12 protein-coding genes and 1 tRNA gene are annotated in these 15,894 nt (G+C 44.2%); 6 read left to right on the top strand and 7 right to left on the bottom strand.

All coding sequences use genetic code 11. The features are described 5' to 3' along the window. Nucleotides 1-373: 373 nt before the first annotated feature. Both BMX95_RS08815 and BMX95_RS08810 read right to left on the bottom strand, forming a co-directional pair. Nucleotides 374-449, bottom strand: a tRNA-Lys gene (locus BMX95_RS08815). A 215-nt stretch (nt 450-664) separates the two neighbouring features. Further along, nucleotides 665-3,049, bottom strand: a complete 2,385-nt coding sequence (locus BMX95_RS08810) for an ABC transporter permease (protein ID WP_081197363.1) — start codon at nt 3,047-3,049, stop codon at nt 665-667. Between the two features lie 34 nt (nt 3,050-3,083). Between BMX95_RS08810 and BMX95_RS08805 the strand changes: the two genes are divergently transcribed. From BMX95_RS08805 to BMX95_RS08780, 5 genes are all read left to right on the top strand, one after another. Next, nucleotides 3,084-3,968, top strand: a complete 885-nt coding sequence (locus BMX95_RS08805; protein ID WP_133053829.1) for a hypothetical protein — start codon at nt 3,084-3,086, stop codon at nt 3,966-3,968. Between the two features lie 95 nt (nt 3,969-4,063). Next, the gene (gene mprF, locus BMX95_RS08800) at nt 4,064-6,661 is read left to right on the top strand and encodes a bifunctional lysylphosphatidylglycerol flippase/synthetase MprF (protein ID WP_081197361.1); all 2,598 of its coding nucleotides are present in this window, start codon (nt 4,064-4,066) and stop codon (nt 6,659-6,661) included. 4 nt (nt 6,662-6,665) lie between these two features. Continuing rightward, nucleotides 6,666-7,331: an AcvB/VirJ family lysyl-phosphatidylglycerol hydrolase gene (locus tag BMX95_RS08795; protein WP_081197360.1), complete on the top strand. Its 666-nt coding sequence runs from the start codon at nt 6,666-6,668 to the stop codon at nt 7,329-7,331. Nucleotides 7,332-7,378: 47 nt separating this feature from the next. Beyond that, nucleotides 7,379-8,242 (top strand): AraC family transcriptional regulator, encoded by an 864-nt coding sequence (locus tag BMX95_RS08790; protein ID WP_081197517.1) that lies wholly within the window; start codon nt 7,379-7,381, stop codon nt 8,240-8,242. A 309-nt stretch (nt 8,243-8,551) separates the two neighbouring features. Beyond that, nucleotides 8,552-9,148: a short chain dehydrogenase gene (locus BMX95_RS08780; RefSeq protein WP_081197358.1), complete on the top strand. Its 597-nt coding sequence runs from the start codon at nt 8,552-8,554 to the stop codon at nt 9,146-9,148. A gap of 56 nt (nt 9,149-9,204) precedes the next feature. Here the strand turns inward: BMX95_RS08780 and BMX95_RS08775 are convergent, their stop codons facing one another. The 3 genes from BMX95_RS08775 to BMX95_RS08765 form a co-directional block, all read right to left on the bottom strand. Next, nucleotides 9,205-9,942 carry a pirin family protein gene (locus BMX95_RS08775; protein WP_081197357.1) on the bottom strand — a complete coding sequence of 246 codons (738 nt, stop codon included), beginning with the start codon at nt 9,940-9,942 and terminating at the stop codon, nt 9,205-9,207. Nucleotides 9,943-9,963: 21 nt separating this feature from the next. Next, the gene (locus BMX95_RS08770; protein ID WP_242672976.1) at nt 9,964-10,428 is read right to left on the bottom strand and encodes a DoxX family protein; all 465 of its coding nucleotides are present in this window, start codon (nt 10,426-10,428) and stop codon (nt 9,964-9,966) included. A gap of 86 nt (nt 10,429-10,514) precedes the next feature. Further along, entirely contained in the window at nt 10,515-11,093 is a 579-nt protein-coding gene (locus BMX95_RS08765; protein ID WP_081197356.1) for a Crp/Fnr family transcriptional regulator, read from the bottom strand. Nucleotides 11,094-11,235: 142 nt separating this feature from the next. On the opposite strand from BMX95_RS08765, the gene BMX95_RS08760 reads away from it, so the two are divergent. Continuing rightward, entirely contained in the window at nt 11,236-12,732 is a 1,497-nt protein-coding gene (locus BMX95_RS08760; protein ID WP_133053828.1) for a GH3 family acyl-acid amido synthetase, read from the top strand. Nucleotides 12,733-12,793: 61 nt separating this feature from the next. Here BMX95_RS08760 and BMX95_RS08755 read toward each other — a convergent pair whose 3' ends face one another. Continuing rightward, the gene (locus BMX95_RS08755) at nt 12,794-13,624 is read right to left on the bottom strand and encodes an MBL fold metallo-hydrolase (RefSeq protein ID WP_081197354.1); all 831 of its coding nucleotides are present in this window, start codon (nt 13,622-13,624) and stop codon (nt 12,794-12,796) included. A 171-nt stretch (nt 13,625-13,795) separates the two neighbouring features. After that, nucleotides 13,796-15,748 (bottom strand): alpha-L-arabinofuranosidase C-terminal domain-containing protein, encoded by a 1,953-nt coding sequence (locus BMX95_RS08750; protein ID WP_081197353.1) that lies wholly within the window; start codon nt 15,746-15,748, stop codon nt 13,796-13,798. Nucleotides 15,749-15,894 lie beyond the last annotated feature (146 nt).

Here is a 15,894-nt window from a genome sequence, read left to right as displayed (position 1 = left end):
TAGAGGAACATAGAAAAATAGTGAATATTGAAAAGAACAAAGGGAGGAAAATTAATGCCTTGCAAGCTCAAGGTATTCTGTCGTTTATATATGATTATGCGCGCTTCATAATTCAACTTAGTATAAGCGCTGACCGGTTATCCAAGCATATAAAAAATTAATCCTCAATGGAGTTCGAGTCTTGTAGGGCAACCTCATTGTACATCTCGAACACAAATATTGTAACCCTTGACAAACAAGCAATTAGGTGATTTTGCTTTTGAATGGATATTGAAATATTCACAGAAAAATAATTTTCACTCGAACTCTATGAAACGCAGGCTCACAAAGGAGTTGACAATAAAAAAACCAGCTTTTGCAAGCTGGTTCTGTCTGGTGTCCCCGCAGAGACTCGAACTCTGGACCCATTGATTAAGAGTCAATTGCTCTACCAACTGAGCTACGGAGACAAAATCCTCTTTTTCTTGCCGTTAGGCTGGAAAAGAGTGCAAAAATAAGGGGTTAATTGCTTCCTACCAACATCAGAGAGGTGAAAAATGAACAAATCGTTATTTTAAGGGCCTGATTTGCAGCCTAAACGACATCTAGATGGCCTCCTGTGACGAAAACAGGACGATATTACAAAAATTGGAAAAATATAATATCATATTGGCACGCTAACCATTTACTCGGTCCTTAAACTCTTAACCGGATTTGCAATGGCCGCTTTTATTGTCTGGAAGCTTACGGTAACAAGTGTGATCAGCAAAGCGCCGGTACCTGCAGCCACAAACACCCACCATGATAAAGTAGTACGATAACTAAAGTTCTGTAACCAGTTATGCGTAAAGTACCACGACACGGGCAGCGAGACCAGGAATGAAATAACAACCAATACCAGGAATTCCTTAGATAATAAATTCCATAAAGTAAATACGGTGGCACCCAACACTTTTCTTACGCCTACTTCTTTTTTACGTTGTTCAGCCACAAACGAAGTTAACCCAAACAATCCCAGACAGGAGATAAGGATGGCCAGCCCCGCAAAAATGCCCGCCAGTTTTCCTATCCGCTCTTCATCATTGAACTTTTTGGCATAGTCCGCATCGATAAAACTATATTCGAAAGGCTGGTCGGGATTTAATTTCTTATACAATGGTTCCAACTTGCTTAGGGCATCCTTCGCACTTACAGCCGGGTTGAGTTTAACAATATTCATATCGCCCGGATAATTCAGGTAGGTGTAAATTATAGGCTTTACTTCGCTATAGGGCGATTCTATCACCATGTTTTCGACTACCCCAATTACCCGCAATGGCTGCCCCCACCAGGTAACCTGTTTACCAATCGGGTCTTTCAGGTTCATAAAGCGTACAGCAGCTTCATTCAGAATTACACCTGAGGTATCTGTTAAAAATTCCTTCGAAAAATCACGCCCCGCTTTTATGTTCCACCCAACGGTTTTACCATATTCAAACGAAGCCGTTATTACCCCGAAATCGATAGACAGATTGGGATCCTTTCCCGGCCAGCTAAAACCGCTTGTGGTATTGTTGATGCCTGTGGTTGGACTAGCCGACTCTACCACGGATTCAACTACGCCTGTTTGCAGCAGTTCTTCTTTTACCGCATTGAAATGATCATGAATCCCTGACCCGGTGGTGGGGATATTAATGAGATTTGACCGGGTGTAGCCAACCGGCCTGTTCTTGGCAAACTGTATTTGTTTATACACGGCAATCGTTGCAATGATAAGCGTTACCGAAATGCTGAATTGTACCACCACCAACGCCTTCCTTGGAATTGTGGCAAAACGGCCAGTCCTGAACGTTCCCTTTAAAACCTTTACCGGTTTAAAAGAGGATAAATACAAAGCCGGATAACTTCCTGCAATGATCGCAGTAATAAAGAGGAACACAAGACATACCGCCCAAAAGTAAACATTGAACCAGGGTATTTTGATCTGCTTTTCAGTGATCGTATTGAAAAATGGCAGCGTCAGCAACACTATTGTCAGCGAAATAAGTAATGCGATGGCGACCGTTATCAATGACTCACAGAAAAACTGAAACATCAATTGTTTTCTTGGTGATCCCATTGTTTTTCTTACCCCCACTTCTTTGGCGCGTTTTTCACTTTGCGCGGTACTGAGGTTCATAAAGTTGATACAGGCCAGCAGCAGCACAAATCCCCCAATGATACCAAAGAGCCACACGTATTGAATGGCCCCACCTGTATTGACCCCATTTTTAAATTCGGAATACAAATGCCATTTACTCATTGGCATCAGAAATAGCACGGGCTTCTTTTTTTGCAACTCGGGGTTCAGCTTTTTCATTTTGGCATCCCTGATCCTTGCATTAACGGCTTCAACAGAAGCCTGTTCATTTAACTGAACATATAAGGTAGTAAAGTTAGGCCGCCAGGGGTCCTCCATGTCTTTTAATTTGTTGTTGGCATTGTACCAGAAATCCCAGCTTGAGATAAAATTGAGATCGGCAAAAGTTGAGTTCTGCGGAAAGTCCTCATAAACACCTGCCACACTTACAACGGGCTTTTGATCAATCTTAATGATCTTGTTCAAAGGGTCTTCATTCCCGAAAAAGGCTTTTGCTGCCGAAGCGGAAATGAGCACCGCGTTGGGATCATTCAATGCAGAACGGCTTCCCTTCAGCATATTCAGCGAAAACATTTCAGGCATTTCCTTTTCAAAAAAGCCGCCCCGTTGTTTTATTTTTTTATCTCCTATAGTAAGCAGGTGCTGATTTATATTCACCGACATAACTATGTGCTTAAAATCGCTGCCATAGCTGGTGCGCAATTCATTGGCTAATGGATAGGGAACATTATTCCACGTTTGAGTTTCACCGTTGTTGGTTAAATTCTGAATGACCGTAGCGATGCGATCGTAGTGTTTAAAATTCTTGTCAAAAGAAAGCTCATCGTGCAGCCATAAGCCAATCAGCAGGGCAACCGACATACCGATACATAAACCCAGGATATTGATGGCGGAATGCATTCGGCCTTTTACCAGGTTGCGCCAGGCTACTACAAGATAATTTTTAAACATAAGCTGTAGGTAATACAAAAATAACTCAACGGTTGTGCCAATTGTGAAACCCTTTCTGAATGAATGTTCTGGCGGCCCGGCTACCCGAAAGTGTGCGAAAACGAACAGTGTTCTGTTCATTGCCGGACAGGATAAATTTTATTACATTCGCCGCATCATGATCAGATTATCCGTTACCCTTTTAGCCTGCAGCATATTATTTGCCTGCAATTCAACCAACATCAACCCCAAACCCAATGCGCCCGTTGCCTCCAATGCAATAAACGTCAAAACACCGGACACCGTTGTGCCGTTTGCAGGCTTCTGGTTGAATGAGACATATCTAAAAAAAATCGAACATACCAGATCGCCCCGGGAAAGCCAGGGCGCTTCCAATAACTGCTGCCTTTTTATCCCCGCCAGCACATTACAACCCGCTTCAATGGCTACAGACGTTCATGAGGGCGGGCCCGAAATGGACATTGTAAAAAAAGACAATTCGTATCAATTTTATTACAAAGCGGATGATACAGCAAGCCGCCAGGCTTATAATATCCAGTTTATAGCTGCCAATAAACTGAAATTTGGTCAGTATACCTTTATCAAAACCGATGAACATTTTATGGCAGACATACTTTTCAGCGGCAAATACAGGGACACCCTTGGGAACATCGTTCAGTTTTCGAAAGATGGACACATTAAAGGGCTCGGTACTTATACTGTGTACGATCCATTATATGACTATGTAGGTTCAGGTGTGGATGCAGACCAGGTATATATGGGACAAAGCGATAATGATATGGAACAGTTTGGTTTTACTTTTAGGCAGGACACCTTATTCATCCACAACGTAAACTGCCTCGTACGCGACAGCTCCGATAACACCTGCCTGGAAGGTACTTTGGGTGATATAAAGTATAAGTTAATCAGGATCCATTAATTAGCTTCCGTTTAGGGGCCATTAACAAAGCATTAGTCGGGACGCGCTAACAAAGTAAATAACTTTGATAGCTGCTAACCTACAATTTTTAAGTTATGGCTAACCTGATCAAAGCTACCCGCTTAAAAATACAATCAGCATCCCCCCAGGTATACTGGCGCGAGATCATAGCAGTGGTGATCCTGTTACTGGCCATTGTTTTTTTCAGAAGTGAAAGAAAGGAATTGCTGGCCATTGTGCCCCAGATAAAACAGGCCAATGGCACCTGGCTCACGGCTGCATTGATAATAACAATAGCCTGCATTCTGTTACAAAGCGGCATGTATGTAAAAACCTTTGCGGCAGTACAGCTGCGGCTAAAATGGCAACATGCGGTATCGCTGTTTTTGAAACGCAACTTCATAAGTGTATTTCTTCCAGCCGGTGGGGTAAGTGCGTTGGCTTATTTCCCCTCCCAGTTACGCAAACAGGGTTTTAACAGACTGCAGGTACACCAGGCCAGTGCATTGTATGCCTTTACAGGTTTGTTAACGGTATTTATAGTAGGGTTGCCTGTATTGTTGTATACCATGTTTGGTATAACAGATACAGCAAATGCCTGGCTGGGTTTACTGGCGTTGCTGGTAATTATTGTACTGCTGGCCATTATTGTAAATACAGTAAAACAAAAGCGAGGCGCTTACCGGTTTATTGAACGGCGGTTCCCAGCTTTTTCAGCACACATACATGAAATGTTGTCGGCCAATGTAAAAAGGTCCGGGGTATTACAAGCCACTTTTTTATCTACCGGGGTAGAAGGCTGCGGCATCCTGCATATTTACCTGGCCATGCTGGCATTGGGTTTGCCTGCTTCACTCGGTGCCTCAGCTGCTGCCTATATAATAGCGGTGCTGATGATGGTCATTTCGCCCTTCCTTCGGGGTTTAGGAGCCGTGGAGCTCTTCATGTCATTGATACTGCAAAAATTCGGTTATACCGCTCCGCAGGCCTTGTCCATTACTATCCTGTACCGGTTGTTTGAATTCTGGCTCCCCCTGGCTGGCGGACTGATCGCATTCAGCTGGAAAGGAAGAAAATTGGCTGCGAGAATGGCCCCTGCCCTGCTGGTGTTTACGCTGGGTATTGTCAACATCATTTCAGCCATAACCCCGCCCGTACATGAACGGATGCGCCTGTTACGCGAATACCTGCCCCTGAGCAGCATACATGCCAGTAACCTGCTGGTACTGTTTACCGGCCTCGCCCTCCTGGTAACTTCAGCTTTTCTTTTAAAAGGACTACGTAATGCCTGGATCATGGCCACTGGCCTGGCTTTCTTTTCTTTAATAGGCCACCTTACCAAAGCACTCGATTACGAAGAAGCAAGCCTGGCGGCTTTTACTATGTTATTATTGATAGCTACCCGATCGCAGTACCGCATACAAAGCAGCAGGCAACGGATAAAAGCTGGATTGAAAACAGCGGGCATAAGCGTGGCAGCCGTTATGTTGTTCGGGTTTGTGAGTTTCTATTTTATCGATAAAAGAAATTTTGGTGTTGATTTTACCTGGCAACAATCCTTACTGCATACCTTGAAAATGTTCTTACTGATGCAGGACACTTCCTTAATGCCCCGCACCAGGTTTGGTAATGAATTTGTATGGCTGATAAGGGCTACCGGTTTTATAACCTGGGGATTCCTGTTGTATTCCCTCATCAGGCCGGGGCTGCACAAACACACGGAGCCCGAAAATGCCCGCGAAAGAGTAAATAGCCTGCTGATTCAATTTGGTAACTCATCCGTAGATTATTTCAAATACTATAAAGACAAATTATATTTCTTTTCAGACCAACACGAAGGGTTTATTGCCTACCGCATTGCACGCGGTTTTGCTATTGTACTGGAAGAACCTGTTTGCGCTCCTGAAAACAAGTACAGCATTTTGAGAGAGTTTGACCGGCACTGTAAAAAAATGGGGTTGCACACTGCTTTTTACCGCGTAAATGAAAGCAGCATTCCCTGGTTTACCCGCTTACGTAAACACCGGATGATGATTGGCCAGGAAGCAATACTGGATGTAACCCGGTTCAGCATAGAAGGCCGGGATAAAAAATCATTACGCAATGGGCTGAACAGTTTACAAAAGAAAGGATTCTCCATTCATATTGAAATGGCACCACATAACCCTGAGATCTTACAGGAACTGAAACAGGTCTCTGACGATTGGTTACAGAGCTTTAATAAAGAAGAAGCGATTTTTTCACAGGGCATGTTCGATACAACCGAACTGGAAAAACAGGATATGATATTATTAAAAGATCCGGAAGGAAGAATCAAAGCATTTCTGAACATTATACCTGACTACGCCGAAGATGAATGTACGTACGATCTTATTCGCAAAACGGCCGATGCACCCGCTGCGGCCATGGACGCCCTGATCATTAAACTCATTGAGTATGCACGCGCCCATAATAAAACCTACATCAACCTGGGTATGGTGCCCATGACCGGTATTACCCAACCCGAAAACATGGCAGAAAGAGTTGTTAAGTTAGCCGCACTAAAAATAAAACGCTTTCAGCATTACCAGGGCCTGCGCGAATTCAAAGAAAAATATGCCAGCTTCTGGGAAAACAAATACCTGGTGTACGACCATGATTTCGACCTGCTGCAATTACCACTTGCCTTAAACGCCGTAATGAAAATAAATTGATTGTATGAAATATATAATAGTCCTTGCCCTATTGTTTTATTTTATCCCGGCCGGGGCGCAGGACAACCAGTTACCAGTAAAAGCCATCACAGCCAACGACACCACCAAACCCCTTGTATTTTATATAACCGGCGATGGCGGGTGGACTGGTTTCTCCGACGCATTTATACAATCGATCAACAAAGCCGGTTATCCGGTAGTGGCTTTAAACTCCAGAAAATATTTCTGGAAAAAGAAAACGCCAGCACCCATGGCCCTGGAACTAAACCAGCTTATTAATAAATATATGACGCAATGGAACCGCGACAGTGTAATATTAATAGGCTATTCGTTTGGTGCAGACGTAACCCCTTTTTTATACAATTATGCAGGCGCCCCACTTACAAAAACAGTAAGCCACCTTGTATTGATGCTTCCTTATACCTCTACCGATTTCGAAGTGCATTTAACGGAAATGATCGGTATTGCCTCTCATGATGTCTACAGCGTAGTCAATGAAGTGAATAAAATTCCCAAACCCATCCTATTTATATTGGGTACGGAAAAAGATCAATTTCCGGTTCAAACCCTTACCAGTAAAAATCATGTGGTGGTAACTGAAGGAGGTGGTCATCATTTTGACGACAAAGCCAATATAGTGGCCGCTCATGTATTGAACTATATTAAATGACAATTTTTTATACAGGAATTCACTCAGGCCTTTATCTTTACTGGCAGATGAAACCCATACCGATTCGTCACATTGCATCCTCCATTCCGGAAAATCAAAACGGAGGCAGGTTCACCATCCGGTCCATAGAACAGGTGCTCAAAGGCGAGGACCTGGTTCATGACCTTCACAAACACGATTTCTTTTTTGTGCTGGCCTTGCAGTCGGGTAAAGGCATGCACGAAATAGACTTCATTCCCTACCCTTTACATGATCATGCTATTTTTATACTACGCCCGGGCCAGGTTCACAAACTGGAATTACAAGCAGCCAGTTCAGGCTTTCTGATGGAATTTGATCTTACATTTTACCAGCCTAAAAACAGCATTTCCGAGCACCGGTGGAAGAAGGCATCCGGTAAAAACTACTGCGAAGTAGCAGCGGCCAGGTACACCAGGTTGCATGCTTTACTGGAGAACATCTTTAATGAGTTTGATAAAAAAATGGAAGGTTATGCAGAAGTAATAAAAGCAACCCTTGATATTTTTTTTATAGAATACATCAGGCAAAGTCTTAACCCCAATCACGTACCAAAACCGGAGACCATTTACAATCAGGAATGTTTTGAAGCATTCGCTTATTTGCTGGAGACCAACATAAGCAGTCTGAAAAAGGTTTCTCAATACGCCGACCTATTACATCTCTCTCCCTACCAGTTAAATGCTATCACAAAGGAATCTGTGGGAAAAACAGTTTCAGACCTTATCAATGAGCAAATAATCCTTGAGGCTAAAAGATATTTACTGGCTACGCCCAACCAGATAAAAGATATTGCCGATCTCCTCGGCTATGAAGACATTTCCTATTTTATCAGGTTCTTCAAAAAACAAACCGGACAAACGCCTGAAGCATTCCGAAAGAACTTCAAATAAGTCCTGTCGAACTCCATAACTGTCCTACTATACCGGGTTCTTCACCGGCTACTTTTGAGTATCGATAAAATAAACTCAAAATGATAGCAAAAGCAAGATTAATAACTTCACTCAGGATCTGGCTGGTCATCTACCCTTCTATTACCTTGTTCCTTTTTCTTTTTGGCCCCTCCCTGGCAAAGCTTCCATTGTACGTAAGAACATTTATTCTCACCAGTTCACTGGTTCCCTGGATGATATTCATCGCACTGCCGGTCCTTGACTATTTGATACGTCAATTCTCTAAGAAAACAATATAAATTAAAGCACATGAAAATTATCGTTGTTGGCGCCTCTGGCACCATGGGCACGTATTTGTGTAACGAGTTTGAAAAAGAACATCAGGTAGTTCGAACAGATCGTGGCAATGCTGAACTTCCATTGGATATCACTTCTCCGGAATCAATTGAAAACATGTACAGGAAAGTGGGCGCTTTTGACGCATTGATCTCCACAGCCGGCCCTTCGTTTGTAGGTCTCTGGAAAGATCTGGACGATGCGGCATTCCGCAAAGGCGTGGAAGGGAAAATGATGGGGCAGATAAATCTGGTGCTTATTGGCCAGCATTACATTAACCCCAAGGGCTCATTTACACTGATCACTGGCGCATTAACTTACGAACCACAAAAGAATTTTGCCAATGCATCTGCGGCCAATGCAGCCGTGGAAGGTTTTGTAAGGGCTGCGGCCATCGAACTGGAGCGGGGTATCCGCATCAATGCAGTTAGCCCTTCCGTTATTGAAAATTCACCTCACTATTTCCCCTTCTTTCCCGGAGAAATTCCGGTAACCATGAAACAGTTGGAATATGGTTTTCGCAAAAGCGTATTTGGGGCAAATACGGGTCAAATAATTAAACCCTGCTAAGTAAAAAATCCCTCCTGCTGTACAGGAGGGACTTTTTATCATGTATTGAATTTCTGTTACGCGTGGGCAATTGGTGCACCGCTGATCAACAGAAAACGGCTATCGGCAGCGGCTGTAAATGTTATCTTTTCATCAGCGTCGGCTGAACCAAACGCCACTGCTTCATTGCTGTTCAGCTTAGTGGTGTTTACAGCAACCGATCCAGTCAGTACGTATACCGTTCCGTTCCAGCCTGCAGGCAACGCATAGTCAGTAGTTTTTCCTGCACTCAATTTTACATCCAGCAGGGTTACCGGTTCCGGCGTTTGTGTTGCATTGATGGCATCGCCCGCTTTTCCCATCACCACTTTAACAGTTGAACCATCACCGGTTACCACCGGCATTTTCTCCAGGGGAATGTAAACACTTTTGGGTGGCAATGTTCTGGTAGCGGCCGGGATATCTAAAAACAACTGCAACCCATGCACTTCGCCGCCTTCAACGGTAGGGACTTCATGATGTACCACGCCGCTTCCGGCCCAGGTCCATAACAAACTGCCCGGTGTAATGATCAGGTCGGTGCCTATGGAGTCGGTATTGTGATAAGCTACTGAATCTTCGAACAGGTAGCTGAGGGCCGACATATGCACGTGGCGGTGCGCGCCAAAAACGTCTTTGTTCATATGGAAGTGATCGAACCCTATAGCAGGACTCATCAGTTCACCAAAGGCATGATACCGGGCCTGAAAAGCGGAGAAATTATCTCTTTTGTTCTCGTTGATCTTTACGATCGGAGAATATTTTAAGGCAGACATGGTATTATCTTTTATTATTTATTATTTATTATTCGTTTTATTATAGATCAAGGCATCTACACTTGCTTTACCAGCGCCGGAGATGATCAATGTCAACAAGATGCCGATAACAAGCAGGTGGTATTCAAAACCCTCGCCTTTGGCCGAACCATACCAGTTCATAAAAAAGCCATTCTGTTGGTGTACGGTAACAATCATTCCCAGGAACAGGATGATGGAAGCCGCTGCGAAGAACCTGGTGAAGAATCCAAGCAGAATAAATAAACTACCAAAAAATTCCAACATAATAACCAGGAAGGCAATAACAGCAGGTAAGCCTGCCTGTGTGGTAAAATATTGCATAGTGCCGGTGAAGCCATATCCACCAAAGCAACCCACTAATAACTGGGCGCCGTGTGGCCATATAACGATTGCAAATACGAGTCTTAAAATTAAAGGGGTAAGTTCGGGTTGGGTGGCTGTAAGCCTTGAAATCATTGTTCTCATTTGTTGTTTGTTTTTTACGAGAACAAAGTTGGCAAATAGCGGCCCGCCGCCCAATGTACTATATTAAGAAAGGAAATTGATCTAGTTTAAGATTTGAGCATGCGTGATTTCATCCGGCTAAAGAATTCGGGCGTTACGCCCAGATAAGAGGCAATCAGGTACTGGGGTACCCTGTTCTGTAACTGCGGGTATTTTTGTAAGAACCGGTTATATCGTTCTTCCACCTGGCTGCTTAACATAGCTTGCAGGCGTTCGCCCTGAGCTACCACCGCATTTTGATAAAGTACCCTGTAATAACTGTTTAATACAGGCACTTTTACCAATAATTTATCCAGCGCCTCCTTTGATACCTGTAACAATTCGCTGTCTTCCAGCGCTTCAATATGATATTTTGCATCTCTCCCGGTTAAAAAGCTCGGCAGATCAGTAGCCCACCAGCCTTCCGGAGCAAAAATCAGCGTGTGCTGGGTGCCATTGTCGTCAATATAATATTCAAACAGACAACCACTGATAACATAGTGTTCATAGATGGCGACATCAGGTGGCTGCACCAGAATCTGGCCCCGTCTTACTTTTTTGTAGCGAAAAGAGGCGATTACCAGCTCTTCTTCTTCAGCTGTTAGGGTAATATGCTTTCTAAACTCCTGTAAAAGCGCCGCATGCATAGTGGTTGGTTGTAGTTGCTTTTTTTTGTGCGTTAAAGATAGTCATAAAATTGGTTATGAGTTATTTACAAAGCACCAATTGTATAAGTTAAAAAGCCTTCCTACATTTGCCGAATCGGATCACCCTTAAACCCCTGAGCCCTTGAAATTAGTCGATTCTTTGCTCTCGTCTTTTGTAAAGATGAAGTATAAACGTGTAGAAGGTATGCTGGCCGATCCAATAGCCTGTCAGCAGGAACTGATGCGTTCTTTTGTTGAAGAAGCAAAACACACGGCCTTTGGGAAAGACCATGCCTTCGATGAAATACATACCTACGAAGATTTTAAACAACGGGTGCCCCTACGGAATTACGAACAGTTACTCCCCTATATAGAAAGAATAAAATCGGGCGAAAAAGATGTGTTGTGGAAAGGCCGGCCGGCCTTCTTTGGCAAAACTTCCGGCACTACCAGCAATACGAAGTACATCCCGGTAACAAAAGATTCGTTGAAGAATCACATTGGGGGCGGACAATATGCCCCGCTGACCTATTCCCATAAAAACAACAAGCTGGCCTTTTTAAAAGGCAAATCCCTGTTCTTTTCCGACGGACATTTCTTTGAAGAGATCAATGGTATTAAAACAGCGCCTATTTCTACTATCGGCAACAGTTGTGTGCCCTGGTGGTATAAATGGCTGCGTTTGCCCTCCGACGAAATAAACGCCATTCCCGACTATAAAGAAAGGATCGAGGCCATGATCGATCTGGCAGAGGCCAATGATATCCGCATTATTGTGGCCATGCCGGTATGGTTGCTGGTCTTTCTGCGGTCACTGAAATCAAAAACAGGAAAGGATTTCAACGAACTGTTCCCGAACTTTCAGCTGCTCATTTTAAGCGGTATGGATTATGAACCTTTTATGCCGGAAATAAAAAAGTACATCAACATGCCCTTCGATGTATTTGAAACGTATCCGTCTACCGAAGGTCTGCTCGCCTACCAGGACCGCCTGAACGAACGTGGCATGCAACTGATCCTGAACAATGGCATCTTCTTTGAATTTGTAGCCGTAGATACCCTGGGCAAGGAGCATGTAGACAGGGTTTCATTAAACGATGTAAAACCTGGTGTTAACTACGCCCTCGTGTTAAATACAAATGCCGGATTGTGGGGTTATATCAATGGCGATACCGTTCGGTTCAAATCCGTATTTCCGCACCGCATTGAGATCACCGGAAGAATTGCCCAGTATATTTCTGCATTTGGTGAACACGTGACGGTAGAAGAAACCGAAAAGTCGATCAGCGAAACAGCCGCCGCCTGCAGCGCTACCATTGTTGAATATACAGTGGCACCCAATATCAAAGACGATGGGTCACTCCCCTACCATGAATGGTTCATTGAGTTTGGTCAGACGCCTGACAATATGGAGGAGTTTGCCCGCCTGCTCGATATCCAGATCTGCGCACGTAATTTCTCCTATAAAGATGTTGTAATGCATAAGGCCATTGAACCACTAAAGATCACGGTTGTACCTAAGGGAGGTTTTGAAACTTACCTGAAGGCATCTGGCAAAACCGGGTTGCAGCAGAAAGTGCCACATGCACGGAATGATTACCAGTTTGCCGGGCAGTTGAAGAAAGTGCTGTCGATATAGACTAAATAAAAAAAGCCTCCCGATTCATTCGAGAGGCTTTTTCCAATATATTCAATTATGTTTATTTCACTCTTATAACCCCTTCTGTAATAACCGGGAATTTCGTAAAGGCAGAACCTACATAACCGGGTACAATAAGCTTTTCATCGTTTACCAGTGTTTGCATTTTCTGCATGGCTTTTACATACCCATTGGCATCGAACGTGCGGAACGCAGGCGCCGGAGTTACGAAATCGGAATTGTAATAGATCCAGATATTGTCTGAAGCAAGGGCCATATTGCCCAGGCTTGTTTTTACCAATGCATATTGCGGCAACGCGGGGTTTCTTGAACCTGGGAAGATCTTGAGTCCCTGAATGATCTCTTTATTATAACCTTCAAACAGGGTTACCCGGCCTTTTCCATGCACATCTACCAGCTTTTTTACTTCCCGTTTGTTGAACTGTCCATTTACGCCACCCTTTTGCCAGGCCGTATTGGTGAAATAATTGTAATCATCTTTTTGCACCCAAACCTGGGCGTTAGGAAACAGGTCGATGGCGCTGATATGATCGAGGTGCTGAAAGCTTAAAATAATATCGGTAACATCTTTGGGGTTCAATGTATGCTTTTGTAAAGTTGAATCGGGCCGAAGATCATCGATCACATCAAAGTTCTTTGCAGATTCCACACTGTACAAATAGCCGGCATCCATTAAAATATTCTTTCCATTGCCTTTTATCAGCCACACCATGAAATCTACACTTACACTGTCTTTCTCGTGTTTGGTAACAGTAGAATCATGCACGGCAGCAGAATACTTTACGGCATACACTTCATATTGCGTGGTAGTTTGGGAGATCGCGAAACTGGCACTGAACAATCCCAGCAAAAAAAGACTTAATTTTTTCATGGTACAGATTAAGCGTTTTTAATGGGCAGGCAGATCGCGGATAAAATTGAGAGATCGCAAAAGTACTAATTACACCCAATAAGTAAAAAAAGAGTCGTGCCCAAAGGCCGGCTAATGCCGTTATCTGCGTTGTTTTTTTATTGTGTAGGTCCAGTATTTTTTTTCTCACCATCACTTTTTACCCATTGACCTTGTATGGATCCTGATGACTGTTAACGAATTGGCCGGGGCCTGATAAGTAAAAGACTTATTGACAGTTAACTTCGATGTTTGTGGTTGTATATTTTGCGAACCGGCACAACTGTTTTCTGCATCGGGATCGCCGCTTAACACCGTAACACTGGCATTGGCATTGAACGCACCCATACTACCCAGATTGATTTTCGCTGCCATCCCAACCGAATCCCTGTTTACTATTTTGAGAATGAGATCACCGGTTTTACTATCGGTAACACAGGAGGCCGCAAAGGTCTTTGCAGTGTCTGCTACTTTGGCTGAGATAACATTGGGGTAATATACATCCCCTTCATTGTTGGCGAACAGCTTTTGCGCATAGTAGTTTATGGTGGGACAAATCTGTGTACCGGTAAAATAGATCAGGTTGGGATTCCATTGTGTATGTCCCCTGCGGCCCAATAAAGGTGCATAGGAGGCAAACAATACCACATCGCCATTGCGTTCCAGCGAGGTCATGTACAGCGCTTCCGCTAAAGCTGACCGGAGCGTGTTCCTTCGTTTTACATCATGCGCAGCATATTCGCCGACATATACCTTTGAGTGGGCGCGGGAATAGGTATCATACCGGGTAAGGTTACTGACAAACCATTCCGGTTTTTCATAATAATGTTCATCTACCATTTCTACTTTTACCTCGTTGGCAAAATTCCAGCCCAGGTCATAGTCTTCGCCGGAGTGAAACGGCCCAACTGTACCAATAATGGTGATCTCGGGGTGTTTTGCATGCACCACATCATAAATCATTTTAAACCGCTCTTTAAAAACCGGGGTGATCTTGTCTTCATTGCCGATGCCTATGTATTTGAGGTGAAACGGCCCGGGATGGCCAGCCGCCGCCCGTTTAGCGCCCCAGGTTGTTGTGGGTGCGCCATTGGCCCATTCTATCAGGTCCAGAATATCCTGGATGTATGTTTTCATGTCTTCGATCGACAAGCCTTTCTGACCGGTACCGCCTATACGCCAGGTACCGCCTGAATTCTGGCAGCTTACACCGGCTGCTACCACCGGCAAGGGTATGGCGCCCATATCTTCACAAAACTGGAAGTATTCAAAATAACCCAGTCCCACCGATTGGTGGTAACTCCAGATGTTTCTTTGCTCTACCCGTTGTTCCACCGGGCCAATAGTCTGCTTCCATTGATACATATTACCCAATCCGTCCCCGTGTACCAGGCAGCCACCGGGGAAACGCATGAACTTCGGTTGCAGATCGGCAATAGTTTGCGCCAGATCGGCCCGTAAGCCATTGGGCCGGTTCTTAAATGTCCTTTGAGGAAACAGGGAGATCATATCCAGCGCTATTTTCCCTGTTCCCTTTGCTACAATGACCAGCATGGCGCTGTCGTCGGTTTGGGTAGCGGTCAATGTAGCCGAGTATTTTTTCCAGTCTTTTGAATCGCTGTTAATAGTTACTTCATTGGAAAGATTTCCCTGCCTGCCTTTCAATTGTACGGATACAGGAATGGCATTTGCAGTGAGTTGTTTGGCAAACAGGGAGAAATCGTACTGTTCACCGGCTTTTATCGCTATGCCATCAAAACCGGTATTATTCAAACCAACTCCTTCCCGGCCCACTTCTTCTATGGTCAGTACCACATAGTGCGGGTTATTGGGATGAACCGGGGTGCTGGTCTCGATAGAAATAGTGCCGTAAGAAAATCCTTCCCTGGTAAATTGCCACGCCGTGAGCGGATTCCAGTCGCGTTTGTCACTGGCGCTGTATTCAAACGAGCGGTTCTGAATTAATTCAGCATACAGGCCGCCATCGGCCGCATAGTTAATGTCTTCAAAGAAAATTCCAAACAGGTGTGGACTTATCGGTTTCTGGGCCTGAACCACCACACCCATGCAAAAGCAAGATGCAAGCAGGCAGATTAGCTTTTTCATACAGCAAGTGTTAATCGTATTATTGACACTAAATGTACGGAAAATAGCTGTAAGCTTTAAGCCATAAGCTGTAAGCGGAATACGGGCACGCCTACCCCTTTCGACCGCCATAGCCTACAGAGGGCAGAAGGCAGAAGGCAGAGGGC

It is taken from the genome of Niastella yeongjuensis (genome assembly GCF_900110245.1).
Taxonomy (GTDB): Bacteria; Bacteroidota; Bacteroidia; order Chitinophagales; family Chitinophagaceae; genus Niastella; species Niastella yeongjuensis.
Note: the sequence above shows the minus strand (reverse complement) of the source record. Positions and strands in the feature narration are given on the sequence as shown.

Coding starts and splice junctions, on each gene's coding strand:
- BMX95_RS08810 (WP_081197363.1), bottom strand. CDS start 3,049: ATGTTTAAAAATTATCTTGTAGTAGCCTGGCGCAACCTGGTAAAAGGC.
- mprF (WP_081197361.1), top strand. CDS start 4,064: ATGGCTAACCTGATCAAAGCTACCCGCTTAAAAATACAATCAGCATCC.
- BMX95_RS08795 (WP_081197360.1), top strand. CDS start 6,666: ATGAAATATATAATAGTCCTTGCCCTATTGTTTTATTTTATCCCGGCC.
- BMX95_RS08790 (WP_081197517.1), top strand. CDS start 7,379: ATGAAACCCATACCGATTCGTCACATTGCATCCTCCATTCCGGAAAAT.
- BMX95_RS08780 (WP_081197358.1), top strand. CDS start 8,552: ATGAAAATTATCGTTGTTGGCGCCTCTGGCACCATGGGCACGTATTTG.
- BMX95_RS08775 (WP_081197357.1), bottom strand. CDS start 9,942: ATGTCTGCCTTAAAATATTCTCCGATCGTAAAGATCAACGAGAACAAA.
- BMX95_RS08770 (WP_242672976.1), bottom strand. CDS start 10,428: ATGAGAACAATGATTTCAAGGCTTACAGCCACCCAACCCGAACTTACC.
- BMX95_RS08765 (WP_081197356.1), bottom strand. CDS start 11,093: ATGCATGCGGCGCTTTTACAGGAGTTTAGAAAGCATATTACCCTAACA.
- BMX95_RS08755 (WP_081197354.1), bottom strand. CDS start 13,624: ATGAAAAAATTAAGTCTTTTTTTGCTGGGATTGTTCAGTGCCAGTTTC.
- BMX95_RS08750 (WP_081197353.1), bottom strand. CDS start 15,748: ATGAAAAAGCTAATCTGCCTGCTTGCATCTTGCTTTTGCATGGGTGTG.